Origin of the sequence: Streptomyces sp. NPDC048171 (assembly GCF_043202655.1) — a bacterium.
Taxonomy (GTDB): Bacteria; Actinomycetota; Actinomycetes; order Streptomycetales; family Streptomycetaceae; genus Streptomyces.
On the sequence record NZ_JBIDAU010000014.1, the window covers coordinates 40,620 to 65,070 of the forward strand.

Here is a 24,451-nt window from a genome sequence, read left to right on the forward strand (position 1 = left end):
CTTGGATGGTCGGCATGAGCGCTGCTGACGAGATCCTCGACATCGTCGACGAGAACGACCACGTCGTCGGAGAGGCCCGGCGGGGCGACGCGTACGCACGCGGGCTGCGCCACCGCTGCGTGTTCGTGTGGGCCGCGGACGCGGAGGGCCGGGTCTTCGTCCACCGGCGCACGGCGACGAAGCTGGTGTTCCCCTCCCGGTACGACATGTTCGTCGGCGGGGTGGTGGGCGCGGGCGAGTCCTATGACGACGCGGCGCTGCGGGAGGCGGAGGAGGAACTGGGGGTCACCGGGCTGCCGCGCCCGGAGTTCCTCTTCAAGTTCCTGTACGACGACGGCGCCGGGCGGACCTGGTGGTCGGCGGTGTACGAGGTGCGCTGCGAGGGCCCGGTCGCACCGCAGGTGGAGGAGGTGGCCTGGCACGGGTTCCTGCCGGAGGCGGAGCTGGAGCGACGGCTCGGGGAGTGGGAGTGGGTGCCGGACGGATTGTCGGCGTACGCGCGGCTGCGGGCCCGGCGGGGCCACGGGGGCGAGCCGACGGCACCTTGACCGGCACCCGGCGTGGGTGCGGGCGCGGGGGTGGGTGACGCGGGCCGGCGCCGGCCGGGTGCCGCTGCGCCCACCCACGACTGCCCGCAGCCGGGAGGAGAGAGGGGAGAGCCGCGTCCCACCCGTGCGGGCCGCCGCAGGCACCCCGGCAGATAAAGTCCCCACGTGATCGAATTCGTGCGGAACGCCCGGCTCTGGTTCGCGCCCGAGGAGGTCAAGGAAGAGGGGCGTACGCCCGACTACCGCTTCTCGCTCGCGAACGAACGCACCTTCCTGGCCTGGCTGCGCACCGCCATGGCCCTGATCGGCGGCGGTTTCGCGGTGGACCAGTTCCTGCCCGACCTCCACGGGAGCTGGCGCGTCGGCCTCGCGCTCGCGCTGCTCGCCGCCGGTGCGCTGTGCTCGCTGCGCGCGGTGAACCACTGGGTGCGCTGCGAACGCGCCATGCGCCGCGGCGAGGACCTCCCCGTCTCCCGCTTCCCGGCCCTGCTCAGCCTGGTCGTCGCGGTCGTCGCCGTGGCCATGGTCGTCGTGGTCCTCGTCGGCTGGGAGGGCTGACCGGTGACCACGGACCGCGACCCCGGACTCCAGCCCGAGCGCACCCGGCTGGCCTGGCGCCGCACCACCCTCTCCGGCACCGTCGTCGCCGTACTCGCCGCGAAGACCGCGCTGAACGGCGGCGCGACGCCCGCGTCCGTCCTGGCCGCCACCCTGTGCTGCGTCCTGTGGCTGGCCTTCCTCCGTATTGCCCACGGCCGCATCGCCACCCTCGCCTCGACGCACCGCCCCCGGCCCCTCACCCCGTCGCACGCGACGGCGGCGGCCCTGTGCACGGTCGCCGTCGCCGTCTGCGGCGCGCTCCTCGTCCGCTGAGGCACCGATCACGTTCCGCCCGCCCACTGGACGGCATACCGACCGGTCGGCATCATGAGACGCGTACTGTTCACCTGCCCCAGGGAGCGCCGATGACCCCCGACCACCCGCCCGGACTCGATCTCGACCGGTTGCGCGAGCTGCTCGACCGCGAGCGGCCCGGCCTGGTGACCGGCCCGCTGTCCGGCCGGCTGATCGAGGGCGGACGCTCGAACCTCACCTACGCCGTCACGGACGGCACCGCCCGCTGGGTCGTCAGACGCCCCCCGCTCGGCCACGTCCTCGCCACCGCGCACGACATGAAGCGCGAGCACCGCGTCATCAGCGCCCTGCACCCCACGAACGTGCCGGTCCCCCGCCCCCTGCTCCTCTGCGAGGACGACGACGTCGTCGGGGCGCCCTTCTACGTCATGGAGTTCGTCGAGGGCACGCCGTACCGCACCGCCGACCAGCTCGCCCCGCTCGGCCCCGAGCGCACCCGCGCCGCCGTGCTGAACCTCGTCGACACCCTCGTCGAGCTGCACGCGGTGGACCCCGCCGAGGTCGGCCTCGGGGACTTCGGCCGCCCGGAGGGGTTCCTGGACCGCCAGCTCCGCCGCTGGGCCAAGCAGCTCGACGCCTCGCGCAACCGCGACCTGACCGGCATCGACGAACTGCACGCCACGCTCGGCCGGGAACTCCCCCGCTCCCCCGCCGCGACGGTCGTCCACGGCGACTACCGCCTGGACAACGTCCTGATCGGCGGCGAGAACGACGAGATCAACGCGATCCTCGACTGGGAGATGTCGACCCTCGGCGACCCGCTCACCGACCTCGGCCTGCTGGTGATGTACAGCAGCCCGCTCGGCATGCCGGACTCCCCCGTCTCCACCACGGCCCAGGCCCCCGGCCACCCCGCCCCGGCCGAGCTGGTCCAGCGGTACGCCGACCGCTCGGGCCGCGACGTGGGTGCCGTCGCCTGGTACACGGCGTTCGCGTGGTTCAAGCTCGCCGTGATCCTGGAGGGCATCCACTACCGCTACACGCTGGGCCGCACGGTCGGCCCCGGCTTCGATCGCATCGGCGACCTCGTCCCCGTCTTCATCGAGCACGGCCTGACCACCCTTCAGAAGGGCTGACCCGCCATGGACTTCGCCTACGACGCACGCACCGAGGAACTCCGCGCCAGGCTGCTCGCCTTCATGGACGAGCACGTGTACCCCGCCGAGCAGGTCGCCCACGAGCAGCGCGCCCGCCTCGCCTCCCCCTGGGACACCCCGCAGGTCGTGGAGGACCTGAAGGCCGAGGCCCGCCGCCAGGGGCTGTGGAACCTCTTCCTGCCCGACGCCGAGTACGGCGCGGGCCTGACCAACCTCCAGTACGCCCCGCTCGCCGAGATCACCGGACGCAGCCCGCAGCTGGCGCCCACGGCGACCAACTGCGCGGCCCCGGACACCGGGAACATGGAGGTGCTCGCCCAGTTCGCCGACGAGGCGCAGAAGAAGCAGTGGCTCCAGCCGCTGCTGGCCGGCGAGATCCGTTCCGCGTTCGCGATGACCGAGCCGGACGTGGCCTCCTCGGACGCCACGAACATCACCACGCACATCGAGCGGGACGGCGACGAATACGTCATCACGGGCCGCAAGTGGTACATCTCCGGGGCGATGAACCCGGACTGCCAGATCCTCATCGTGATGGGCAAGACCGACCCGGACGGCGCGGACATCCGCCGCCAGCAGTCCATGGTCCTGGTCCCGCGCGACACGCCCGGGGTGAGGGTCGACCGGGCCATGCAGGTCTTCGGCTACGAGGACCACTACCACGGCGGCCACGCCGAGGTGACCTTCGACCACGCGCGCGTGCCGGTGTCGAACCTGATCGGTGAGGAGGGCGGCGGCTTCGCCATCGCCCAGGCCCGCCTCGGCCCCGGCCGCATCCACCACTGCATGCGGCTCATCGGGATGGCCGAGCGCGCGATCGAGCTGATGTGCCGCCGCGCGGTGTCCCGCGAGGCGTTCGGCAAGGCGCTGGCCCAGCAGGGCGTGGTCCACAACTGGATCGCCGACGCCCGGGTCACCGTCGAGCAGTTGCGGCTGCTGGTGCTGAAGACCGCCTGGCTGATGGACACCGTCGGTAACCGGGGCGCGCACACGGAGATCCAGGCCATCAAGATCGCCACGCCGCGCGCGGTGGTCGGCATCCTCGACCGGGCCATCCAGTTGCACGGCGCGGGCGGCGTGAGCCAGGACTTCCCGCTGGCGGAGCTGTACGCGGGCGCCAGGACGCTGATGATCGCCGACGGGCCGGACGAGGTGCACCAGCGTTCGCTGGCCCGCCGGGAGATCAAGAAGTACCTCTGAGCGAGGCCGACCGGGCGAGGAGGCGCCCCCGGAGACCCCGGGGGCCGTCACCTCACGGGCGCAGTGCCCGCAGCAGCAGGTCGGCGAGGTGGTCGGCGACCTCCTGCGGGCCCAGTGGGCCGTCGGGGCGGTACCAGGTGGACAGGTGGTGGACGGAGCCGAAGTGGTAGTCCACCACCAGGTCCGCCGGGGTCTCCTTGGTGAAGACCCCGGCCCGCTGGCCCTCCTCGATGAGCGCGCGGAAGCGCTCGTGGTAGCGGCGCCGCTCGGCCCGCACCTGCTTGTTCTTCTCGGGGCTCAGCTGGTGCATGGAGCGGAAGAAGATCGACGCGTCGTCGAGGTTGTCGATGGTGGTGACGACGACGTCGGCCGCCGCGTCCCGCACCCGCTTCTCGACCGGCTCGTCGGACTCCGCGAAGGCGTCGAGGCGCTCCTGCTGGAGGCGCAGCACGCGCGCGTAGACCTCGTGCAGGAGGTCGTCCTTGGAGCCGAAGTAGTGGTACAGCGCTCCCTTGGTGACGCCCGCCGCCTCCACGATCTCCTGTACCGAGGTGCGGTCGTAGCCCTGCTCCGCGAAGAGCCGGGTGGCGGCGGCCAGGAGCCGCTGCGGCACCGGAGTGCCGTCCCCGTCCGTGGTCCTGGGCACTGCCGTCACCTGCCTTTCCGTTCAACTGTCCGTCTTCACTGTCCGTCGTCGTGCCTACGGGAACGCAGTTCCCGACGGAGGATCTTCCCACTCGCCGTCTTCGGCAGGTCGGGCAGGATCTCCACCTGACGCGGGTATTTGTAGGCGGCCAGTCTCTCCTCGCAGTACGCGGCGAGTGCGTCCGGGGCCGTGTCGGCACCCGGACGGAGGCTGATGTACGCCTTGACCGTCTCCCCCCGGTACCCGTCGGGCACGCCGACGACGGCGGCCTCGCGCACCGCCGGATGGGTGTAGAGCACGTCCTCCACCTCGCGCGGCCAGACCTTGAACCCGGAGGCGTTGATCATGTCCTTCTTGCGGTCGACGACGTAGAGCCACCCCTGGGCGTCCATGAAGCCGATGTCGCCGGTGCGCAGCTCGCCGCCGGGGAAGGTCTCGGCGGTGGCGTCCGGGCGCCGCCAGTAGCCGGGGACGACCTGCGGCCCGCCGACGACGATCTCGCCCTGCTCCCCGAGGGGCACCTCGGCGCCCAGCTCGTCGACGATGCGGACGACGGTCTCGGGGCCCGGCACGCCGACCGCGAGGGTCCCGGAGGCGGGGTCCACCGGGGCCTCCAGGTGCGGCGGGACCGAGGCGCACGGCGCGGTGCACTCGGTGAGTCCGTAGCCGTTGCGGATGTACGGCCCGAAGCCCGCGCGGAACTTCTCCACCAGGGCCGGCGGCAGCGGGGCGCCGCCGGAGGAGATGTTGACGAAGGAGGCGAAGTGGTCGCGGGTGACGGACGGCTGGGCGGCCAGCGCCATGAAGGCGGTGGACGGGCCGACCGTGTAGTGCGGCCGGTGCTCGGCGAACGCGTCCAGCACGACGCCCGGCTCGAAACGGTACGCCAGCACCAGCGTGCCCGCGCTGTTCAGGCAGGCGCCGAACTCGCAGACCATGCCGGTGATGTGGAACAGCGGCGCCAGCGCGAAGTAGACCGGGGCGTCGGGCAGGCCGAGCCCGGTGCGCTGGCGTTCGGCGTTGTACATGATGTTGCGGTGGGTGTTGGTGGCGCCCTTGGGGGTGCCGCTGGTGCCCGAGGTGTAGCTGATGAGCGCGGTGCCGTCCGGCGCCGGGTCGCGTCCCTCGGGCACCGGGTGGCCGGCGCGGGCGGCGGCCGTGAGGTCGTCGGCGTCGTCGGCGTCCGGCAGCCGTTCGAAGGTCAGCACGCGCGCGTCACCGCGGGTCTGGAAGTCCAGCTCGCACGCCGTGAGCACGATCCGCACCGGCGAGCCGGACGCCGTGTCGCGCAGGTACGACTCCCAGGCCCGGTCGGAGCAGACCAGCGCGGCCACCCCGGCGTCCCGCAGGACGTGGCCGACCTCCCCCGACTTGTACATCGGGTTGACCGGCACCACGACCGCGCCCGCCTTCCAGGCGCCCAGGACGGCGAGCACGAAGTGCGGGGAGTTCTGCAGCACGACCGCCACCCGGTCGCCGGGCTCGAGGCCGCGCGCGGCGAGGTGCCCGGCGACGGAGTCGCTCAGCCGGTCGGCCTCGCGGTAGGTGAGGCGGCCGTCGAAGTAGGCGAGGAAGACGCGGTCGGGGGTCTCGGCGGCGACCCGGCGCAGGGCGTGCACCAGGGAGGCATCGGGGTCGAGCGGGGCCTTCTGGGCGTCGGTCAGCAGGTCGAGCCAGGGCTTGGCGGCGTAAGGGGAGCCGGTCATCGGGCGTTCCCCTCCTCCCACTGCCGCTGGAGCCGGTTCATGCCGTGCAGCCAGCGGTCGGGTTCGGCGGCGCGGGCCCGGTAGTACTCGGCGACCTCCGGGTGCGGCAGGATCAGGAAGCGGTCCTCCTCGATGCCCTTGAAGAGGGCGTCGGCCACGTCCTGCGGCTCGATCGCGGTGGGCCGGAGCACCAGTTCGCCCGCGCTGCCGCTCGCGGTGAGCATGTCGGTGCGCACGCCCTGCGGACAGATGGCGTGGACCTTGATCCCGCGGTGGCGGTACGTCAGGGACAGCCACTCGGCGAAGGCGTGGGCGCCGTGCTTGGTGACGCTGTAGGGGGCGGCGCCGATCATGGTGAGCAGTCCGGCGGCCGACACGGTGGAGACGAAGCGGCCGCTGCCGCGTTCCAGCCAGTCCGGGATCAGTTCGTGGGCCGCGCGGACGTGGGCCATCACGTTGACGTCCCAGGCGAGCGCCCAGACGGCCTCCTCGGCCGCCTCGGTCCCTCCGGAGCCGACGCCCGCGTTGGCGCAGTACACGTCGACCGTGCCGCCCAGCGCCGCACGGGCCTCGCCGACGATCGCGGAGGCGTCTCCGGGCACCGCGATGCCGCCGATCTCGTCGGCCACGGCCCTGGCCCGGTCGGCGTCGAGGTCGTTGACGACGACGCGGGCGCCCTCGGCGGCGAAGCGGCGGGCCAGCGCGGCGCCGATACCGCCTCCAGCCCCGGTGACGACGACTCCGGCATCCTGCACGGCTTCCACGATCGGTCTCCTTCGACGCGGCTCGGGCACTGCTGACTCCCGTTGCAGCGCCAGACTAACCAGTCGGTATGTACGACGGAAGGGGCGAAGCGCGGTCTACTCCATTCCGTGCGACCCGAGGTGCGGGTTAGCGTGCGTGCGCATGACACCCGCCGCGATCACGGAGGTCACCGCATGACGCTGTCCAGACGGAATCTGCTCGCCACGACGGCCGCGGTGGCGGCCGGCACCACGGCGGCGGCCGCCGGCCCGGCCCAGGCGGCGCCCGGGGGCCACGGCGGCCGCCGGCTGCGCACGGGCTTCGAGCGCCTCGCCGACGACGGCTACGCCGTGCTCGAGGGCCAGAAGGCCGGCGTGGTCACCAATCCGACCGGCATCACCCGGGACGTCCGCCACATCGTCGACGTCATGCACGCCGACGACCGGGTGAACCTCACCGCCGTCTTCGGCCCCGAGCACGGATTCCGCGGCACCGCGCAGGCGGGCGGCTCCGAGGGCCGCTACGACGACCCGGCGACCGGGCTGCCGGTCTACGACACGTACCTCAAGAGCGGGCAGCCGCTCGCGGACGTCTTCACGGCGTCCGGCGTGGACACCGTGGTCTTCGACATCCAGGACGCCGGCGCGCGCTTCTACACGTACATCTGGACGCTGTTCGACTGCATGGAGGCCGCGCGGCTCGCGGGGAAGCGCTTCGTCGTACTGGACCGGCCCAACCCGGTGACCGGGCGGGCGGCGCTCGGCCCGGTCCTGCACAAGGAGTTCGCCACCTTCGTCGGCCGCCGGCCGATCTCGCAGGCGCACGGCATGACGGTGGCCGAGCTGGCTCACCTCTTCAACCACGAGTTCCTGCCCTCGCCGGTCCCGCTGGAGACGGTGACCATGACGGGCTGGCGGCGCTCGGAGTTCTACGACGCCTCGGGGCTGCCGTGGGTGCCGCCGAGCCCGAACATGCCGACACCCGAGACGGCCCTGGTCTACTCGGGCACCTGCCTGTTCGAGGGCACCAACCTGTCGGAGGGGCGCGGCAGCACCCGCCCGTTCGAACTGCTCGGTGCCGAGGGGATCGACGGCGGCTGGGCCGCCGCCGTCAACGAACTGGACCTGCCCGGCGTGCGCTTCCGGGAGGCGTACTTCGCGCCGACCTTCTCCAAGTTCCAGGGGAAGACCGTCGGGGGCGTCCAGCTGCACGTGCACGACCGGGAGGCCTTCGACCCGGTGCGCACCGGAATCGCGCTCCTGGTGACCGCCAGGCGGACCTGGGACGGTTTCGCCTGGCGGCCGGACAACTGGATCGACAAGCTCACCGGGTCCACGCGGGTGCGCACGATGATCGACGCGGGCGCGGACACCGACGAGGTGGTGGAGGGCTGGGAGAGGGAACTGGCGGCGTTCCGCAGGACGCGCCGCCAGTACCTGATCTACCGCTGAGCCGGGGACCGGCCGGTCACCGGTGGCTCGTGAACTCCACGACCTGCTGGTAGGTCGGCCGGTTCTGCCAGCTGATCCCTCCGTGTTTGATGCCGCCCAGGGTGCGGTGGATGACCGAGTCGGCGCACCACTGGTCGCCCGCCGAGCAGTTGTCGTCGCCCGGGTAGACCTGGGCGGCCGTGCGGCCCGCGGCCTCCTTCAGGGTGGCGACCAGGGTGCCCCGGCAGGCGGCGAGGTCGCCGCCGCCGCAGTACTCCCGCGCGAGCGGGCCCTGGACGGACTCGCCGAGCACCGCTCTGATGTCCTTGTCGACATAGCTCCACCAGCCGTACTGGAAGGCGCTGCCGGCGTGGGCGCCGGTGGGGCCGTGCGCGGCGGACGGGGACTCGTCGACGGGCAGGTTGGCGGCGAAGGCGGTGTACAGGTCGCTGCCGAGGCCGGGTTCGAACTCGGCCTTCACCAGGAGCGGCCACCAGGCGTCCAGGGTGCGGATCGCGTCGGCGTGGGCGTACTGCTTCGAGCCGGCCGAGGTCTCCGTGCGCAGGCCGCCCGCCGCGCGCCAGGCCTTGAGCCGGTCGACGGCCGCCCTGGCGTCCGGGTCGGTGACCGGCGCGGAGTCGATCACCTTCAGCAGGTCGGGCAGCACGCCCTCGGCCCGCAGGTCGGCGAGGCCCGCCTCGGCCATGGCCCGCACCAGTGCGGCGCGGGTGACGCCGCCCTCGGCGACCAGTTTCCCGACGCGGTCGTCGAGGAGGTCGCCGCGGTGGACGGAGCCGTTGCCCCAGGAGGAGGCCGGGTAGTCCTTGGCCTGTTTGTTGTTCCAGGAGACGTAGTAGTCCTGGTCGACCGACTGCGGGTGGGCGGCCGCCTCGGTGTACCGGGCGGTGTTGCCGGCCGCGTCCCAGCCCTGCCACTCGTAGGGTTGCCGCGCCCAGACCGGGAACTCGGCGTCGACGCCGTTCGCCCGGACCGGGTTGTCGCCGCTGTTGTAGTACGCGGTGTGCTCGGAGTCGGCGTAGAACCAGTTGAAGGTGTAGTTGATGTGCTGGACGGCGCTCCGGAAGCGCTCGGGGCTGTCGAGGTAGTCCGGGTCGTTGAGCATCTGGAAGCCGATGATCGAGTCGGCCTCGTGCAGGTAGGAGGAGCGCAGGGTGGTGTAGGCGACCTTCTTGCCGCCGACGGTGGCGCGGTATTCGACCGGGCCGTACTTGGTGCGCCAGACGCGCATCGTGTAGGAGCCGGCCTTGGTGCCGTCGGCGACGGTCGGCTTCCAGGCGTTCTTGCGCTCGATCTTCTCCATCGGGGTGCAGGTGCCGCGGTAGAGGTAGTGGTAGTCGTCCTGGCAGAGTTCGACGGCGTAGGTGTCGATGATGTCCTGGCCCGAGGTGGTCGCGCTCCACGCGTAGTCCTGGCCGCGGCCGAGTTCGACGTACATGCTCAGGCCCGCGAAGGAGGCGCCGCGGGCGCTCAGGCCCGGGCCCTGGATCTCCTGGAGCATGAGGAGCTGGGGCGCGAAGTAGCCGGTCTGCGGTCCGAAGACGGCGACCGGGTGGCCGCTGGCGGTGTGTTCGCCGCTGACGACGAGGGCGTTGGACATGCCGCGCCGGGCCGACGTCACGGCCGCGTCGGCCGCCTTGGTGGAGGCGCCGGTCGCGTTCGCCGTGGCCGCGGTGCCGGTGCGGTCGTGGATCAGGGGTTCCGCCTCGACCGAGCCGGCGTCGGGCAGGGCGCGGCCCTGCGGGTCGTCGGGCCTCGGCAGATAGGGGAAGCTGCCGTCCTGCTGGGTGAGGACGGCCTCGGGGTCGTTGCGCTGGCGGAAGGACTCCCAGACCTCGGTGCCCTCGGCCACGCCGTACTTCTCCTGGGCGGCGAGCAGGGAGCGCGCGTTGCCGACCTCGCCGCCGCCTCCGGCGCCGAAGAGGGAGCCGATGACCGAGGCCAGCGCGATCAGGTCGGTGCGCTTGAAGCGCTCGATGGTGCCGGCGTTGGTGATGGCGTTCTTGTGGCCGGTCAGGACGTACTCGCCGGGGAAGTAGCGGCCCCGGTCGGAGCGGTCGATGTAGGCGTTGATGCCGGCGACGTAGGCGTCCACGTCGGCCAGGGCCAGCTCGCCGCGTTCGCCGGCCTTGGCGGCGGCGCTCTCGATCTGCGCCTCCAGGTCGGCCTCGGTGTAGGGGGCGCTGCGCCAGAACTGCTGTTCCAGGCCCTGGTTGGCGGGGGCGCCGCCGGCGAAGGGGGTCAACTGGCCGCGTCCGACGTGCCGGAAGAGGTCCATCAGCCACAGCCGGTCCTGGGCCGCGGCGTAGCCGGCGCCGAACTCGGTGCCGTAGCGGGTGGTGCCGGTGATGTGCGGCACACCGGTCTTCTTGTCGCGGACGATGGTCACGTCGTCGCGGCCCGCGGGGCGGATGGTCGAGGCGACCTGGCCGGCGGGGACGCCGAAGGAGGCGTCGTTGAAGAAGTCGTCGATCTTGTCGTTGGTGAGGGCGGAGTAGCCCGTGGCGAGGTTGGCGTACGGGCCGAGCTGGTCCTCCGCATGGGCGGGCTGGGTGCCGAATGCCTGGTTGAGGAGGATTTCGGCGAGCGTGGCGTTGCCGTTCTGGCCGGGCGGGAGGATGTCTGAACACTGCCCTCCGCAGTGGTCCTGGGCCGTCGCTTCGACGGGCGCGGCTTCGGAGGATTCCGTGTCGGCGGCCATCGCCGGGGAAAGCGGCGACAAGAGGCCGGCGATGAGGGCGCATACGGAAGCGCCCTTCAGGAACCCGTGGAGGCCGCGGGGAGTTCTCAGTCTGTCGAGGGCGTCGCGTGGGGTGCGTCGTGGCATGGCAGCTCCTCCCGACGGGGGTGTGGCGGGACGTTACCGCCGGTATCCCCGAGTTGGAAGATGAACATGCGTCACTTTTTTCCAGGGGGTGGATCGGCTGATGGGGGGCATCGGAAATCGGATGGAGCCGAATCGGTTGTCGATACGTCTATTCGGCGACGTCCGTACGACGACGCCGAAGTGACCCGAGTACAGGTGCAGGTGTGACGGAGGTGCAGGGCGATGGCCGGTTTCCGAAGTCTGGCGAGACAGGTCCGCGATCCACGGTGCGACCTGGCGCTGCGGCGTTATTCGCTGCGCAAGTGCCTTGAACGTTTTGCCCCTTATGGGCACAGGGCTACCTGGGACCATCTCTGCTCCAGGGCAGGGTTCGGTCCCGAGGACCGCTCTCCGGACCCGGTGCGGCTCGTGGCCGCACTGGAGGAGCTGGAGGAGGCGCGTTCCGTGTGGCTTGCCTATGAGGACGAGTTCGCCGAGCGACGCAGGAAGGAGAAGCACGACGGGCTGCGCAGGCCGGGCAGCGTGGACGACTGGCACCGGCTGACCTGGGGCGGTTTCGGTGTCGCCTGGTGCGACGACCCCCGGGTGCATCCCGACTGGCCGCTCGCGGAAGTACTGCGCCGGCTGATCTCGGCGCTGGAGCGGGAACCGGGCTCCGTCTGCCCGGTGTGCGACGGGGAACGCCTCGTCTGGACCTACGACCTCGACCACGAACCCTCGACGGGGCCCGTCTGCGCGGAGTGCGGGATCCTCGTACCGCGGCCGGTCCTCACCCCCGACGCGCTCGCGGAGGCCCGGCGGGGGCGACGGCTGCTGATGTCGGCGTAGCCGGAGTCGCGGGGGTGTGCCGGGGAGGCCGCACCCCCGACGACCGGCGGCCGACGGGTGTTGTCAGTGGGGCACGGCACCCTGGGGGGATGGTGCAACTGTGTGCGAACGGGGGCCGGGAGGCCGCCGACGGTGCGGTGGTGCCGCTGTCGCCGGAGGCGCTCGCGGACTCCGTGGCGGGAGCGGTCGCCGCCGGGGCGACGGATGTCCACGTCCACCCGAAGACACCCTGTGGCCGGGACACGTTGTCGCCGCGCGTGCTCGCGGCCACGCTGGAGGCGGTGCGCGCGCGGCTGCCGGCCCCGGTTCCGGTCGGCGTCACGACGGGCGCCTGGGCGGAGCCCGACCCGGCCGCCCGGGTGGCGCGGATCCGGAGTTGGACGGTGCTGCCCGACCACGCGTCGGTCAACTGGCACGAGCCGGGCGCCGAGGAGACCGCGGCCGCGCTGCTGGAGCGCGGGGTGGGCGTGGAGGCCGGCATCTGGTCGGGCACGGACGGGGCGGCACGCTTCCTGCGCTCACCGCTGGGACCGAGGGTGTTGCGGGTACTGGCCGAGGTCACGGACACCGGCCGGGCGACCGCGCCTGACACCGCACGAACCCTGCTGTCCACGCTGGGCACCGCCCACGGCCGCCCGGTCCTGCTGCACGGCGAGGACGCGGGCGCCTGGCCGGTACTCCGCCTCGCCGGCCACCTGCGCCTGCCGACCCGGGTCGGCCTGGAGGACACCCTGCTGCTGCCCGACGGCAGCCGTGCCGCCTCCAACGCCGAACTGGTGAGGGCGGGCCTCGAGGAGTGGGCCTCGGCACGGCGGGGCGGGATGTGAATGCCACGCCGGGGCGGCGCAACGCCGCCGCACGAGCGGGTGTCAGGGGCCGCACGGGGTGTGCGGGGGCGGGTCAGTCGCAGTTCGCCGGGGACGGGGCGCAGGTCCGGCCGGCCTGATCCGGGGACTTGCGTTCCACCAGGAGGCGGGAACCCGCCCGGGTTTCTCCGAACGCGTCGTCCGGGTTGGACAGGACGCAGGTGTCCAGGGACAGGCAGCCGCAGCCGATGCAGTCGGTGAGGTGGTCGCGCAAGCGGTTGAGCTGCTTGATGCGCTCGTCCAGTTCGGAGCGCCAGGACGCCGAGAGCCGGGCCCAGTCGTCCCGGGTGGGGGTGCGGCCCTCGGGCAGCTCCGAGAGCGCCTCGCGGATCGTGGCGAGGGGGATGCCGACCCGCTGGGCCGCCCGTACGAAGGCGACGCGGCGCAGCGCGTCACGGCTGAAGCGGCGCTGGTTGCCCGAGGTGCGGCGACTGCTGATCAGGCCCTTGGACTCGTAGAAGTGCAGGGCGGAGACGGCGGCGCCGCTGCGCGCGGCGAGCTGGCCGACGGTGAGCTCATGGATCTTCTCGGGAATCTGAGGCACCCCTCGAACCCTACCCACCCGGCCCCTCACCCGTCCGGTCCGTTGACAGGGGCTTCTCGGGCGACCATGCTAAGCAGTCGCTTAGAGTCGCGTCACACGGGAGGCCGGGAGCATGGCAGAGCCGAGGATCTTCACATCCGTCGACGAGGTGAAGGCGGCGGTGGGCGAGCAGCTGGGACACACCGACTGGCTGGAGGTCGACCAGAAGCGGATCGACCTGTTCGCCGAGGCCACCGGCGACCACCAGTGGATCCACGTCGACCCGGAGAAGGCCGCCGCGGGCCCCTTCGGCACCACCATCGCGCACGGCTATCTGACCCTGTCGCTGCTCCCGCTGTTCGGGCCGCAGCTGATCAGGGTCGAGGGCGTGAAGATGGGCGTCAACTACGGCACCAACAAGGTCCGTTTCCCCTCCCCCGTCCCGGTCGGCTCGCGCCTGCGCGCCACGGCGACGATCACCGGCGTCGAGGACGTCACGGGCGGGATCCAGGTGTCCGTCGCCTTCACGGTGGAGCGCGAGGGCGGCGACAAGCCGGTCTGCGTCGCCGAGTCCGTCTCCCGCTACTACGTCTGAGCGGACCGGTCGGATCCGGACGCCCCGGCCCCGACCATCCGCAGCACGAGGTCGGCGTAGAGCGCGCCGACCTCGTCGGGCGTCCGGGCGCCCTTCACGTTGAACCAGCGGGCCACGTCGATGCAGAGCGACAGCACGGCGAGCGTGGTGCCCTTGACGTCCGGCACGTCGAACTCGCCCGTCGCCACACCGTCTTCGATGATGCCGCGCACGGCGGCGTCGCACTGCCGGCGGAGCGCGAGGATCTCCTCCCGGGCCTCGGGACCCAGCGCGTCCAGCTCGTACTGGACGACCCGCGCGGTCGTGCGCCGGCCGGCGTGCCAGCGGACGAAGGAGCTCACGGCGTCGGCGAGCCGTTCGGTCGCGCTGCCGTCACCCTGGGCCGCGGAGCGCAGGATGGCCACCGCCCGGGTGTGACCGATGCGGCTGATGCGGTGCAGCAGCTCTTCCTTGGTCTTGTAGTGGATGTAGAGCGCGGCCGGGCTCATGCCGGCCCGTCCGGCGATGTCGCGGGTCGTGGTCGCGTGGTACCCGCGCTCGGCGAACGCCTCCACGGCGGCGACCAGGAGCCGCCGGGCCGCGTCAGGCGTGACCTCTTCCCACGGCTCGATGTCGCCGCCCGTCGTCTCGGCCGCCGTACTCATCGCTTGTTCGCCCCTCTCGGTGACAGGAGCCACCACCATACCGCCGATACTGAGCGGGCGCTTAGGCGCGCTGCCCGGCGGAGGGGCCGCCGGGCTTGTGGAACGGGTCGTGCTCCACAAGGATCTTGTCCAGCCGCGCCTGGTCCACACGACTCACGATCTGCCCCACCTCCTGACGGTCTCGGATGATCTTGGCCAGCGTGAAGGCGGAGGTGACGAGGTACAGGACGGCGATGGCCAGGAAGGCGCGCACCCACGCGTCGGCCTGGAGCTGGTAGATGCCGATGGCGGTGGCGGCCATGGCGACCGAGAACGACGCGACGGCCTGCCCGTAGAAGGCCGCCGTGTTCTGCTGCTTGACCGGTGTGTCACTCATGGGCACAAGGATCGGCGGACGTGGTCCGGGCCACATCCGCCGCCGTACTCAGTCGAGGTACTCAGAACCCCCGGCCCTCAGAAGGCCGAAACACCCGTCAGCGCCCGCCCGATGACCAGCTTCTGAATCTGGCTGGTGCCCTCGTACAACGTCATCACGCGGGCGTCGCGCAGCAGTTTGCCGGCCGGGTACTCGTCGATGTAGCCGTAGCCGCCGAAGACCTGGAGGGCATTGTTGGCGGCGCGGACGGCCGCCTCCGAGGCGAACAGCTTGGCCTTGGAGGACTCGACGGTGAAGGGCTGCCCGCGGTCGATCAGGTCGGCGACCCGCCAGGTCAGCAGCCGGGCCGCGTCCACGTCGAGGGCGATGTCGCTGATCAGCTCCTGCACCAGCTGGTGGTGGGCGATGGTCTTCCCGAACTGCTCGCGCTCGCCGGCGTACCGCACGGCCGCGTCCAGCGCGGCCTGGGCGATGCCGACGCAGCCGGCCGCGACCGACATCCGCCCCTTGGCGAGCGCGGACATGGCGACCGAGAAGCCCTTGCCCTCGGGCGCGAGCATCGCGGAGGCCGGGACCCGGACGTCCTCCAGGACCAGTTCGGCGGTGGCCTGGCCGCGCAGCCCGAGCTTGCCGTGGACGGTGCGCCGGGTCAGACCGGGGGTGTCGGTGGGCACCAGGAAGGCGGAGACCCCCTTGTGGCCCGGGGCGTCGGTGGAGCGGGCGAAGAGCAGGACGACGTCGGCCCAGGTGCCGTTGGTGATGAACATCTTGGTGCCGTTGACGACGTAGTCGTCGCCGTCACGGACCGCCCGGGTGGCGAGGTTCCCCGCGTCCGAGCCGGTGCCGGGCTCGGTCAGGCCGAAGCAGCCGACGTACGCGCCGGAGGTGAGCCCCGGCAGCCAGCGCCGCTTCTGCTCCTCGTCGCCCCAGGCGGCGATGGTCTTGGCGACCAGGCCGAGGGAGACGGACACGATGCCGCGCACCGAGCTGTCGCCGCGCCCCAGCTCCTCCGTCACCAGGCAGTACGCGAGGTGGTCGCCGCCGGAGCCGCCGTACTCCTCGTCGACGGTGAGCCCGAGGAAGCCGACCTCGCCGAGCTTCTTCACGACGGACCGGTCCACCTCCTCGGCGCGGTCCCAGGCGACGACGTGCGGGGCGATCTCGCGCTCCACGAAGTCCCGCGCGAGCCGCCGCACGGCGCTCTGCTCCTCGCTGAGCTCCAGATTCATGCCGAGTCACCCCACAGAAGACGGTCCTTGACCGGTGGACTTGAAAGCCGGACTTTTAAATTAGCACTGCTAGTTTAAAGTCGCAGCCCTACTATGTGCGCCATGGCCCGACCGCGCAAGCCCCTGCTCAGCACCGACCGGATCGTCGAGAAAGCCCGCGCTCTGGTGGACGCGGAGGGCCTCGCGGCCGTCTCCACCCGCCGGCTCGCCGCGGAGCTGGGCGTCAGCGGGCCCTCGCTCTACAACCACTTCCGCACCAAGGACGAGATCCTGGAGGCCGTCGCCGACTCGGTGAGCGCGCAGGTGGACCTGTCGATGTTCGAGGACGGCCGGGAGTGGCGGACCGCGCTGCACGACTGGGCCGTCTCCTACCGGGCGGCCCTGCGCGACCACCCCAACATCGTCCCGGTACTGGCGCACGGCCCCGGCCGCCGTCCGGCCGGGCTGCACCTCGCGGACGCCGTCTACGGCGCGATGGTCGCGGCCGGCTGGCCCCCGGCCCAGGCCACGTCCATCGGCGCGCTGATGCGGTACTTCATCATGGGCTCCGCGCTCGGTTCCTTCGCCGGCGGCTTCGTCGACGACGCCGGCGCCTACGACCCCGCCGCCTATCCGCACCTCCAGCAGGCCCACCTCCTGGCCGAGCAGCAGGAGAAGATCGACGAGCGGGCCTTCGAGACCGGGCTGACGGCCCTGCTGGACGGACTGACCCAGCAGTACGCGCAGGTGGCGCGGGGCGTCTGAGGACACTTCGGCGCCCACCGAACCGTGCGGGGCGCATCCTGGACCCATGACCGAGAGGGATGCCGGGGCGCCCGGCCTCGCGCGGCTGGCCGGGCTGATCGCGGACGAGACGCGCGCCGCCTGTCTGCTGGCGCTGCTGGACGGACGGGCCTGGACCGCCGGTGAGCTGGCCCGGCACGCGGGCGTCGCCGCGTCCACGGTCAGCGAGCACCTGGGCAAGCTCGTCGCGGGCGGGCTGCTCACCGAGGAGCGCCAGGGACGGCACCGGTACGTCCGGCTGGCCGACGAGCGGGTCGCGCAGCTGGTCGAGGACCTGGCAGCGCAGGTCGCGCCGCAGGCCGCCGCCCGGCGACCGCGCACCCTGCGGGCGGCGGGCGCCGGGTCGGCGATGGCCCGGGGGCGCACCTGCTACGACCATCTCGCCGGGCGGCTGGGCATCTCGATGACCGACGCCCTCACCGGGCGCGGGCTGCTGCGCCAGGACACCGGTTTCGCGCTCACCGACGCGGGGCTCGGCTGGTTCGACGCGGCCGGGATCGCGCTGACGCCCACGGGCCGCCGTCCGCTGGCGCGGGCCTGCCTCGACTGGACCGAACGCCGTCCGCACCTCGCGGGCGTGGCCGGCGCGGCCCTGTGCCGGCACGCCCTGGACTCCGGCTGGTGCGTGCGCATCGGCTCGGAACGGGCGGTGAAGGTCACGCCGGCGGGCGAGGCCGCACTCTTCGACCTGCTGGGCATCGATCCGGTGGCGCTGCGCTGAGCCGCGCGGCACCGCCTCCCCGTCCGAAATCCGCGAGACCACGCGGCCGTCGCGCCCTAACGTCTGGAGCATGATGAGCACCGCCCGCACGTCCCCCTCCGCCCCCTCCCGCCGTCCGCAGCTGCTCGCGGCCGGCGCGGCCACCGTGACCGTCGTCCTGTGGGCCTCCGCCTTCGTCTCCATCCGCAGCGCGGGCGAGGCCTACTCGCCGGGTGCGCTGGCCCTCGGGCGGCTGCTGTCCGGCGCCGTGACCCTCGCCCTGATCTGCCTGGTGCGGCGGGAAGGACTGCCGCCCCGGCCGGCCTGGCGGGGGATCGCGATATCGGGGCTGCTGTGGTTCGGCTTCTACATGGTGGTACTGAACTGGGGCGAGCAGCAGGTGGACGCCGGTACGGCCGCGCTGGTGGTGAACGTCGGCCCGATCCTCATCGCACTGCTCGGCGCCCGCCTGCTCGGCGACGCGCTGCCGCCGCGGCTGCTGGCGGGGATGGCGGTGTCGTTCGCCGGAGCGGTGACCGTGGGCCTGTCGATGTCCGGCGAGGGCGGTTCCTCGCTGTTCGGGGTGGTGCTGTGCCTGCTGGCCGCGGTGGCGTACGCGGGCGGGGTGGTCGCGCAGAAGCCCGCGCTGGGGCACGCCAGCGCGCTCCAGGTGACGACGTTCGGCTGCCTGGTCGGTGCGGTGCTCTGCCTGCCGTTCACGGGGCAGCTGGTGCACGAGGCGGCCGACGCGCCCGCCTCCGCGACGCTGAACATGGTGTACCTGGGCGTGTTCCCGACCGCGCTGGCGTTCACCACCTGGGCGTACGCGCTGGCCCGGACGACCGCCGGGCGCATGGGCGCCACCACCTACGCCGTGCCCGCCCTGGTGGTCCTTATGTCGTGGCTGGCGCTCGGCGAGGTGCCGGGGCTGCTCACCCTGGCGGGCGGCGCGCTCTGCCTGGCGGGGGTGGCGGTGTCGCGGTCCCGGAGGCGCCCTCGGGCCGCGACCCCGGACGAGCCGGTGGGGTCGCGGCCCGAGGGCGCTTCGCGGTCAGCGTGAACGCGCCCTGCCGGCCAGCACCTTGATGGACACCAGGGCGATCACCGACAGGGCGATGATGTAGCCGGAGACGGCCATCGAGGTACCCGTGGCCTCCAGGAGCAGCACCATGACGAAGGGCGCGAGCCCGCCCCCGCCGACGGCGGCGATCTGGTAGCCGAGGGAGGCGCCGGTGTAGCGCATCTCCGGCGTGAACAGCTCGGCGAAGAGGGCGGCCTGGGGCCCGTACATGATGCTGAGGAAGCAGCTGGCGACGAAGGTGCCGACCGCCAGCCACACCAGTGAGCCGGTGTCGATGAGCAGGAACAGCGGGACGGCCCACACGGCGATGCCGACCGCACCGACGGTGTAGACCCTGATGCGGCCGAACTTGTCGGACAGGGCGGCGGCGCCCGGGATCAGCACCAGCTGGGTGAGGCTGACGCAGAGCGAGACGGCGAGCACCGCGCCGTGGTCCATGTCCAGTTCGCGCGTCGTGTAGTCGAGGACGCCGGTGATGAGGATGTAGAACGTCGCGGTGTTCACGGCGAAGGAGCCGCCGGCCAGCAGGACCGTGCCGAGGTGCTCGCGCATGATCGTACGCAGCGGGGAGGACTGCTCGCCCTGCTCCTGCTCGGCCAGCGCCCGCTCGGCCTCCCGGAACTCCGGGGTCTCCTCGACGCGGGTGTGGATGTACCAGGCGAGCCCCAGGACGAGCAGGCCGACCACGAACGGCACCCGCCAGCCCCAGGACTCGAAGGCCGACTCGGAGGTGAACGCCCCGGCCAGCAGGAAGACGGTGTTGGCGGTGACCACGCCGATGGGGACGCCGAGCTGGACGACACTGCCGTAGATGCCGCGCTTGCCCTCGGGGGCGTACTCGGTGGCCAGCAGCATCGCGCCGCCCCACTGGGCGCCGACGGCCACTCCCTGGGCGATGCGGAGCAGGACGAGCAGGATCGGGGCGGCGACGCCGATGGTCTCGTACGTGGGCAGCAGGCCGATGCCGGTGGTGGCCACGCCCATCAGGGTGAGCGCGATGACCAGCATCGGCTTGCGGCCCTTCTTGTCGCCGAGCTGGCCGGCGACGATGCCGCCGATCGGGCGGGCGAGGAAGCCGACCGCGAAGGTGGCGAAGGCGGCCAGGACACCGGCGGTGGAGCTGCCGGCCGGGAAGTACAGGTCGCCCAGGACGAGGGCGGCGGCGATGCCGAAGACGAAGTAGTCGTACCACTCGACGGCCGACGCGAGGGCCGCGGCGGTGGCCACGCGGCGGCGGTTGGGGGCGGCGGCCTCGGCGGTGGCGGCCAGGGGCTGAGCGGAGGGGGTGGTGTCCATACGGGCACGCTCCGGTGGGTGCGGGGGGGGGAGTGGGGCGTGGGGGAACGCAGGGGGAAGGGCGGGGAGGGGGTGGGGAGGGGACGTTGGGGAAACGTTTCGGGGAACGTACTGACCGGACGGTATGCGGTCAACAGTCGTGCCGGATGTTTGTCGCACCGCGACCGTGGCGCTACGCGGGGACGCGCGGCGCGCGCGGGCACGCGGAACGGGGCGCCGGGGCGGACCCGGCACCCTCGTGAACGCGCGCGGCGCGGTGCGGCGGCCTAGAACACCACCAGCGCCCGGCCGCCCTTGCCCGCCAGCATGTTCTCGAACGCCGCCGGGATGCCGTCCAGCGCGATGCGTTCCGTGACCAGGGCCCCGAGGTCGAGGCGTCCGGCCCGGACGTGTTCCGCGAGGACGGGGAGGTCGCGGGCCGGGTCGGCGTTGCCGTAGACGCAGCCGGAGAGGGTGCGGCCCCAGTGGAAGATCTCCAGGGCGTTGAAGGTGACCTGCTGGTCCTTGCCGCCGATGCCGACGACCGTGGTGCGCCCGCCGCGCCGGGTGGACTCCCAGGCGGTGCGGATGGTGGTCGCGCGGCCGACGCACTCGACGGCGACGTCGACGCCCTGCTTGCCGGTGAGGGCGCGGATCTCGCGGGCGGTGGTGTCGGAGGCGATGAGGTAGTCGGTGGCGCCGGCCGCGCGGGCCAGCTCCTCCTTCTCCGGGGACACGTCGACGGCGACGATCTTCGACGCGCCCGCGATCCGGGCCGACTGGAGGGCGGCGAGCCCCACTCCCCCGGCGCCGAAGACCGCGACGGTCTCGCCCTCGCGGACCTTCGCCGAGTGGTGGACGGCGCCGTAGCCGGTGAGGACGGCGCAGCCGAGCAGCGCCGCGTCGGTGAGCGGGATGCCGTCCGGGGCGGGCAGCACGCAGCCGGCGTCCACCACCGTCTCCTCGGCGAACGCGGCGACGTTCAGACCGGGGTGCAGGTCGGTGCCGTCGTCGGCGCGGCGGGCGTGCACGTGCGCGGCGCCGGCCAGGGCGTTCGCGCACAGCCAGACCTCGCCGAGCGCGCAGGCGTGGCAGGCGCCGCAGGACGGGGCCCAGTTGAGGACCACGGCGTCGCCGGGCGCGACGTGGGTGACGTCCTCGCCGACGGACAGGACGGTGCCGGCGCCCTCGTGGCCGAGGACCGCGGGGAGCGGCACGCGCATGGTGCCGTTGGACAGGGACAGATCGGAGTGGCAGACCCCGGCGGCGGCGAGCCGCACCCGCACCCGGCCGGGGCCCGGTGCGGGGAGTTCGATCCCGGTGACCTCCAGCGGGGCGCCTACGGCGGGTACGACGGCGGCACGGACAGCGGAACGGACGGCCATGGCGTGGGCAACTCCCCTGGCTAGAACTGGAGGGACTTGGTCTGGAGGTACTCGGTGAGGCCGTGCGCCCCCAGTTCGCGGCCCACGCCGGACTGCTTGTAGCCGCCGAAGGGTGCCAGCGGGTTGAACCGTCCGCCGTTGATGTCGACCTGCCCGGTCTCCATCCGCCGGGCGAAGGCGACGGCCTCGGCCTCGTCCCCGGCCCAGACGGCGCCTGCGAGGCCGTACACCGTGCCGTTGGCGATCCGCAGGGCGTCCTCCTCGTCCTCGTAGCGCAGGACGGACAGGACGGGGCCGAAGATCTCCTCCTGGGCGACCGTCATGTCCTCGGTGACGTCGGCGAGGACCGTCGGGGAGACGTAGTACCCCTGCTCGTGCGAGGTTTCGGGGCCGCCCGCGACGATCCGCGCGCCCTCGGCGACGCCCTTCTCGATGTATCCGCGCACGCGCTCCTGCTGCTTGGCGTTGACGACCGGGCCGATCCGGTCGCCGTACTTGGCGGCGGCCTGGGCGGCCAGCTCCACCGCCTCGTCGTACTGGTCGCGGTGGACGAGCATGCGGGTCCAGGCGCTGCACGTCTGACCGGAGTTGGACATGACGTTGGCGACGCCGACGTTCACGGCCTTGGCCAGGTCGGCGCTGGGCAGGATGACGTTGGCGGACTTGCCGCCGAGTTCGAGGGCGACGTTCTTGACGGCGGCGCCGGCGAGGGCGCCGATCCGGCGGCCCACCGCCGTCGAGCCGGTGAAGGAGACCAGGTCGACGCCGGGGTGCTCGGCGAGGGCCTGGCCGGCGACCGGGCCGAGGCCGGTGACCAGGTTGAAGACGCCCGCGGGGAGGCCCGCCTCGTGCACCGCCTCGGCGAAGAGCTGCGCGGTGAGCGGGGTGTCCTCGGCGGGCTTGAGCACGATCGTGCAGCCGGCCGCGAGCGCCGGGGCGACCTTGGCGACGATCTGGTGCAGCGGGTAGTTCCAGGGGGTGATGGCGCCGACCACGCCGACCGGCTCGTGGTGGACGACGGAGTTGCCGACCCTCTCCTCGAAGGCGTACGTCGCCGCCAGCTCGGCGTAGGAGCCCGCGACCGCGATCGGGGCGGCGGCGTGCACGGCCTGCGAGAACTTCAGCGGGGAGCCCAGTTCGGCGGTGACCGTCTCGGCGACCTCGTCCTTGCGGGCGACCAGGACGTCCCGCAGGGCGGCCAGGCGGGCGGCGCGCTCGGCGGGCGGGGTGGCGGCCCAGCCGGGCAGGGCGGCGCGGGCCGCGCGTACGGCGGTGTCGACGTCCAGGGCGGTGCCGGCGGGGACCGTGCCGATCACCCGCTCGTCGACCGGGTTCACGACGTCGATCGTGTCCCGGCCGTCGGCGGACCGCCAGGCCCCGTCGATGTACATGCCGTCGTGTGCCTTCATCGCGTTCCCTCCGGGCGGTCCTTGTCGTCCGGCCCCAAACTAGCGCCGATAGTTTTACGGCACCAGGGGCTCCCCCGATGGTGGCGCGGGTCACCCTCTCCGGGGACGCGGTCCCGGCGGGTTCACTCCTCCAGGTCCGGCAGCCGGGCGGGGGCGGGGCAGATGCGGTCGCCGTGCTGGTCGAAGACGAACAGGTGGGCGAGGTCGACGAGCAGCGGCACCTGCATGCCGTGGCGCAGGTCGATGTCGGGGGTGGTGCGGACGATCAGGTCGCCGGGGAGGCGGCCGTCGGGAGCGGTGACGGCGGGGCTCCGCCCCTGCGCCTCCTCCGCTTCGTCCATGACCACCAGCGGCCCGGCGCGCAGGGTGCCCGCCCGTTCCCTCAGCCGGTCGAGGACGGTGCCGTCGCGGCGGCGGCGCCGGACGGGGCGGGTGGCGGGCCGCGGGGCCTCCAGATCGGGCACGACGGCGGGCCGCGACCCGGTGTCGAGGTGGACGAGGATCTCGTGGCCCTGGAACTCGACGTGCTCCACCAGGCCGGTGAGCAGTACCTCGCCGGGACGGGCGGACGCGGGCTTCGCGATCCGGACGGCCTCCGAACGCAGGCCCACGATCACCTCCCGGCCCTGCTGGACGCGGAGCAACTGGTGGTCCAGGCAGAGCGGTTCGGGCAGGCGCAGGAACTGCTTGCCCAGGCTGATCGTCATCGCGCCGTCCAGCGGGGCGCGCACGATCCCCCGCAGCAGGTTGATGCGCGGGGTGCCGATGAAGGCGGCGACGAAGACGTTGCGGGGCAGGGCGTACACGGCGCGCGGGGTGTCCACCTGCTGGAGCACGCCGCCGCGCAGGACCGCGACCCGGTCGCCGAGGGACATGGCCTCGGACTGGTCGTGGGTGACGTAGATCGTGGTGACGCCCAGTTCCCGGGTCAGCCGGGTGATCTCGGCGCGCAGGTGGTTGCGGAGCTTGGCGTCCAGGTTGGACAGCGGCTCGTCCATCAGGAAGGCGGTGGGGTGGCGGGCGATGGCCCGGCCCATGGCGACGCGCTGGCGTTCGCCGCCGGAGAGCTGGCCGGGCAGGCGGTCGAGGAGGTCCTCGATGCCCAGCATGCGGGCGGTGGCGTCGACGCGGGGCCCGGGGTCGGTCTGGGGGTCCTCGACGCGCAGCGGGAAGCCGATGTTCCCACGGGTCGTCATGTTGGGGTACAGGGCGAAGTTCTGGAAGACCATCGCCATCCGCCGCTCGGCGGGGAGCAGGTCGTTGGCGTACTCGCCGTCCAGCAGCACCTCGCCCTCGGTGACCTCCTCCAGGCCGGCGATCATGCGCAGCACGGTCGACTTGCCGCAGCCGGAGGGGCCGAGCAGGACGAGGAACTCGCCCGGCGCGATGTCCAGCGACAGCCGGTCCACCACGCGGACGCCTCGCGCGAAGGTCTTGCTCACGTCGTGCAGGGAGATGGCGCGTGTCATGGAGGTGCCCCCGGGGGCTCACTGGGCGCTGGTGCTCCGCGGTCGGACGCCCTCGTGCGGGTCGTACGGGGCGTGTGAGTCACGGAAGTTAACGGACAGTGCGCGGCCGGGGGAAGACGCCGGACCGGATCCCCCTCCGTCGTCCACCTGGTGAGAA

General features: G+C 72.7%; 24 protein-coding genes. 12 read left to right on the forward strand and 12 right to left on the reverse strand.

Translation table 11 applies throughout. The annotated features are described in order from the left end of the window. The first annotated feature begins 14 nt into the window (after positions 1 to 14). The 5 genes from ACGF3J_RS33510 (at position 15) to ACGF3J_RS33530 (ending at position 3,760) form a co-directional block, all read left to right on the forward strand. Complete coding sequence (locus ACGF3J_RS33510; protein ID WP_161330049.1) at positions 15 to 548, forward strand: NUDIX hydrolase; 534 nt, start codon at positions 15 to 17, stop codon at positions 546 to 548. A 165-nt stretch (positions 549 to 713) separates the two neighbouring features. Further along, positions 714 to 1,106 (forward strand): DUF202 domain-containing protein, encoded by a 393-nt coding sequence (locus ACGF3J_RS33515; RefSeq protein WP_161330990.1) that lies wholly within the window; start codon positions 714 to 716, stop codon positions 1,104 to 1,106. Positions 1,107 to 1,109: 3 nt separating this feature from the next. Then, positions 1,110 to 1,421 carry a DUF202 domain-containing protein gene (locus ACGF3J_RS33520; protein ID WP_161330989.1) on the forward strand — a complete coding sequence of 104 codons (312 nt, stop codon included), beginning with the start codon at positions 1,110 to 1,112 and terminating at the stop codon, positions 1,419 to 1,421. A 92-nt stretch (positions 1,422 to 1,513) separates the two neighbouring features. Continuing rightward, positions 1,514 to 2,539 carry a phosphotransferase family protein gene (locus ACGF3J_RS33525; protein ID WP_161330988.1) on the forward strand — a complete coding sequence of 342 codons (1,026 nt, stop codon included), beginning with the start codon at positions 1,514 to 1,516 and terminating at the stop codon, positions 2,537 to 2,539. Positions 2,540 to 2,545: 6 nt separating this feature from the next. Then, a complete protein-coding gene (locus ACGF3J_RS33530) occupies positions 2,546 to 3,760 on the forward strand; it encodes an acyl-CoA dehydrogenase (protein WP_161330987.1) in 1,215 nt (404 codons plus the stop codon). A gap of 52 nt (positions 3,761 to 3,812) precedes the next feature. Here the strand turns inward: ACGF3J_RS33530 and ACGF3J_RS33535 are convergent, their stop codons facing one another. Genes ACGF3J_RS33535 through ACGF3J_RS33545 form a run of 3 tightly spaced genes read right to left on the reverse strand, consistent with a single transcriptional unit; the run spans position 3,813 to position 6,879 of the window. Then, entirely contained in the window at positions 3,813 to 4,406 is a 594-nt protein-coding gene (locus ACGF3J_RS33535) for a TetR/AcrR family transcriptional regulator (RefSeq protein ID WP_125495057.1), read from the reverse strand. Between the two features lie 35 nt (positions 4,407 to 4,441). Further along, positions 4,442 to 6,112: a class I adenylate-forming enzyme family protein gene (locus tag ACGF3J_RS33540; RefSeq protein ID WP_161330986.1), complete on the reverse strand. Its 1,671-nt coding sequence runs from the start codon at positions 6,110 to 6,112 to the stop codon at positions 4,442 to 4,444. After that, complete coding sequence (locus ACGF3J_RS33545) at positions 6,109 to 6,879, reverse strand: SDR family oxidoreductase (RefSeq protein WP_161330991.1); 771 nt, start codon at positions 6,877 to 6,879, stop codon at positions 6,109 to 6,111. Before ACGF3J_RS33545 ends, ACGF3J_RS33540 begins: the two co-directional genes overlap by 4 nt. A 171-nt stretch (positions 6,880 to 7,050) precedes the next feature. On the opposite strand from ACGF3J_RS33545, the gene ACGF3J_RS33550 reads away from it, so the two are divergent. Continuing rightward, complete coding sequence (locus ACGF3J_RS33550) at positions 7,051 to 8,307, forward strand: exo-beta-N-acetylmuramidase NamZ domain-containing protein (protein WP_393855528.1); 1,257 nt, start codon at positions 7,051 to 7,053, stop codon at positions 8,305 to 8,307. 16 nt (positions 8,308 to 8,323) lie between these two features. Here ACGF3J_RS33550 and ACGF3J_RS33555 read toward each other — a convergent pair whose 3' ends face one another. After that, complete coding sequence (locus ACGF3J_RS33555) at positions 8,324 to 11,131, reverse strand: penicillin acylase family protein (RefSeq protein WP_161330984.1); 2,808 nt, start codon at positions 11,129 to 11,131, stop codon at positions 8,324 to 8,326. 222 nt (positions 11,132 to 11,353) lie between these two features. Between ACGF3J_RS33555 and ACGF3J_RS33560 the strand changes: the two genes are divergently transcribed. Beyond that, a complete protein-coding gene (locus ACGF3J_RS33560; protein ID WP_161330983.1) occupies positions 11,354 to 11,959 on the forward strand; it encodes a hypothetical protein in 606 nt (201 codons plus the stop codon). Positions 11,960 to 12,048: 89 nt separating this feature from the next. Next, entirely contained in the window at positions 12,049 to 12,786 is a 738-nt protein-coding gene (locus ACGF3J_RS33565; RefSeq protein WP_161330982.1) for a 3-keto-5-aminohexanoate cleavage protein, read from the forward strand. Between the two features lie 73 nt (positions 12,787 to 12,859). On the opposite strand, the gene soxR is transcribed toward ACGF3J_RS33565, so the two are convergent. Continuing rightward, positions 12,860 to 13,369 carry a redox-sensitive transcriptional activator SoxR gene (soxR, locus tag ACGF3J_RS33570; RefSeq protein ID WP_161330981.1) on the reverse strand — a complete coding sequence of 170 codons (510 nt, stop codon included), beginning with the start codon at positions 13,367 to 13,369 and terminating at the stop codon, positions 12,860 to 12,862. A gap of 112 nt (positions 13,370 to 13,481) precedes the next feature. Here soxR and ACGF3J_RS33575 point away from each other — a divergent pair, with 112 nt between their 5' ends. Continuing rightward, entirely contained in the window at positions 13,482 to 13,943 is a 462-nt protein-coding gene (locus ACGF3J_RS33575; protein WP_125495538.1) for a MaoC family dehydratase, read from the forward strand. On the opposite strand, the gene ACGF3J_RS33580 is transcribed toward ACGF3J_RS33575, so the two are convergent. The 3 genes from ACGF3J_RS33580 to ACGF3J_RS33590 all read right to left on the reverse strand — a co-directional run bounded on the left by ACGF3J_RS33580 (position 13,934) and on the right by ACGF3J_RS33590 (position 16,192). Then, positions 13,934 to 14,587 carry a TetR/AcrR family transcriptional regulator gene (locus ACGF3J_RS33580; protein ID WP_161330980.1) on the reverse strand — a complete coding sequence of 218 codons (654 nt, stop codon included), beginning with the start codon at positions 14,585 to 14,587 and terminating at the stop codon, positions 13,934 to 13,936. The two genes, ACGF3J_RS33575 and ACGF3J_RS33580, sit on opposite strands and share 10 nt — an antisense overlap. 61 nt (positions 14,588 to 14,648) lie before the next feature. Next, positions 14,649 to 14,963, reverse strand: coding sequence for a YiaA/YiaB family inner membrane protein (locus ACGF3J_RS33585; RefSeq protein WP_125495536.1), 315 nt, complete (start codon positions 14,961 to 14,963; stop codon positions 14,649 to 14,651). A gap of 77 nt (positions 14,964 to 15,040) precedes the next feature. After that, positions 15,041 to 16,192, reverse strand: a complete 1,152-nt coding sequence (locus ACGF3J_RS33590; protein ID WP_161330979.1) for an acyl-CoA dehydrogenase family protein — start codon at positions 16,190 to 16,192, stop codon at positions 15,041 to 15,043. Positions 16,193 to 16,294: 102 nt separating this feature from the next. Between ACGF3J_RS33590 and ACGF3J_RS33595 the strand changes: the two genes are divergently transcribed. The 3 genes from ACGF3J_RS33595 (at position 16,295) to ACGF3J_RS33605 (ending at position 18,735) form a co-directional block, all read left to right on the forward strand. Further along, the gene (locus ACGF3J_RS33595) at positions 16,295 to 16,936 is read left to right on the forward strand and encodes a TetR/AcrR family transcriptional regulator (protein WP_161330978.1); all 642 of its coding nucleotides are present in this window, start codon (positions 16,295 to 16,297) and stop codon (positions 16,934 to 16,936) included. Positions 16,937 to 16,982: 46 nt separating this feature from the next. After that, positions 16,983 to 17,696, forward strand: coding sequence for a helix-turn-helix transcriptional regulator (locus ACGF3J_RS33600; RefSeq protein ID WP_161330977.1), 714 nt, complete (start codon positions 16,983 to 16,985; stop codon positions 17,694 to 17,696). Positions 17,697 to 17,766: 70 nt separating this feature from the next. After that, positions 17,767 to 18,735: a DMT family transporter gene (locus ACGF3J_RS33605; RefSeq protein ID WP_161330976.1), complete on the forward strand. Its 969-nt coding sequence runs from the start codon at positions 17,767 to 17,769 to the stop codon at positions 18,733 to 18,735. Here the strand turns inward: ACGF3J_RS33605 and ACGF3J_RS33610 are convergent. From ACGF3J_RS33610 to ACGF3J_RS33625, 4 genes are all read right to left on the reverse strand, one after another. Then, on the reverse strand, positions 18,727 to 20,052 hold the full coding sequence (locus ACGF3J_RS33610; protein WP_393855529.1) for an MFS transporter: 1,326 nt from the start codon (positions 20,050 to 20,052) through the stop codon (positions 18,727 to 18,729). The genes ACGF3J_RS33605 and ACGF3J_RS33610 overlap by 9 nt on opposite strands. A gap of 266 nt (positions 20,053 to 20,318) precedes the next feature. After that, positions 20,319 to 21,416: a Zn-dependent alcohol dehydrogenase gene (locus tag ACGF3J_RS33615; protein WP_122617367.1), complete on the reverse strand. Its 1,098-nt coding sequence runs from the start codon at positions 21,414 to 21,416 to the stop codon at positions 20,319 to 20,321. A 20-nt stretch (positions 21,417 to 21,436) separates the two neighbouring features. After that, positions 21,437 to 22,825, reverse strand: coding sequence for an aldehyde dehydrogenase family protein (locus ACGF3J_RS33620; protein WP_161331079.1), 1,389 nt, complete (start codon positions 22,823 to 22,825; stop codon positions 21,437 to 21,439). A gap of 122 nt (positions 22,826 to 22,947) precedes the next feature. Then, a complete protein-coding gene (locus ACGF3J_RS33625; RefSeq protein WP_161331078.1) occupies positions 22,948 to 24,294 on the reverse strand; it encodes an ABC transporter ATP-binding protein in 1,347 nt (448 codons plus the stop codon). Positions 24,295 to 24,451: the final 157 nt, after the last annotated feature.

Coding starts and splice junctions, on each gene's coding strand:
- ACGF3J_RS33510 (WP_161330049.1), top strand. CDS start 15: ATGAGCGCTGCTGACGAGATCCTCGACATCGTCGACGAGAACGACCAC.
- ACGF3J_RS33525 (WP_161330988.1), top strand. CDS start 1,514: ATGACCCCCGACCACCCGCCCGGACTCGATCTCGACCGGTTGCGCGAG.
- ACGF3J_RS33530 (WP_161330987.1), top strand. CDS start 2,546: ATGGACTTCGCCTACGACGCACGCACCGAGGAACTCCGCGCCAGGCTG.
- ACGF3J_RS33540 (WP_161330986.1), bottom strand. CDS start 6,112: ATGACCGGCTCCCCTTACGCCGCCAAGCCCTGGCTCGACCTGCTGACC.
- ACGF3J_RS33550 (WP_393855528.1), top strand. CDS start 7,051: ATGACGCTGTCCAGACGGAATCTGCTCGCCACGACGGCCGCGGTGGCG.
- ACGF3J_RS33555 (WP_161330984.1), bottom strand. CDS start 11,131: ATGCCACGACGCACCCCACGCGACGCCCTCGACAGACTGAGAACTCCC.
- ACGF3J_RS33560 (WP_161330983.1), top strand. CDS start 11,354: ATGGCCGGTTTCCGAAGTCTGGCGAGACAGGTCCGCGATCCACGGTGC.
- ACGF3J_RS33565 (WP_161330982.1), top strand. CDS start 12,049: ATGGTGCAACTGTGTGCGAACGGGGGCCGGGAGGCCGCCGACGGTGCG.
- ACGF3J_RS33575 (WP_125495538.1), top strand. CDS start 13,482: ATGGCAGAGCCGAGGATCTTCACATCCGTCGACGAGGTGAAGGCGGCG.
- ACGF3J_RS33580 (WP_161330980.1), bottom strand. CDS start 14,587: ATGAGTACGGCGGCCGAGACGACGGGCGGCGACATCGAGCCGTGGGAA.
- ACGF3J_RS33585 (WP_125495536.1), bottom strand. CDS start 14,963: ATGAGTGACACACCGGTCAAGCAGCAGAACACGGCGGCCTTCTACGGG.
- ACGF3J_RS33590 (WP_161330979.1), bottom strand. CDS start 16,192: ATGAATCTGGAGCTCAGCGAGGAGCAGAGCGCCGTGCGGCGGCTCGCG.
- ACGF3J_RS33595 (WP_161330978.1), top strand. CDS start 16,295: ATGGCCCGACCGCGCAAGCCCCTGCTCAGCACCGACCGGATCGTCGAG.
- ACGF3J_RS33600 (WP_161330977.1), top strand. CDS start 16,983: ATGACCGAGAGGGATGCCGGGGCGCCCGGCCTCGCGCGGCTGGCCGGG.
- ACGF3J_RS33605 (WP_161330976.1), top strand. CDS start 17,767: ATGATGAGCACCGCCCGCACGTCCCCCTCCGCCCCCTCCCGCCGTCCG.
- ACGF3J_RS33610 (WP_393855529.1), bottom strand. CDS start 20,052: ATGGACACCACCCCCTCCGCTCAGCCCCTGGCCGCCACCGCCGAGGCC.
- ACGF3J_RS33615 (WP_122617367.1), bottom strand. CDS start 21,416: ATGGCCGTCCGTTCCGCTGTCCGTGCCGCCGTCGTACCCGCCGTAGGC.
- ACGF3J_RS33620 (WP_161331079.1), bottom strand. CDS start 22,825: ATGAAGGCACACGACGGCATGTACATCGACGGGGCCTGGCGGTCCGCC.
- ACGF3J_RS33625 (WP_161331078.1), bottom strand. CDS start 24,294: ATGACACGCGCCATCTCCCTGCACGACGTGAGCAAGACCTTCGCGCGA.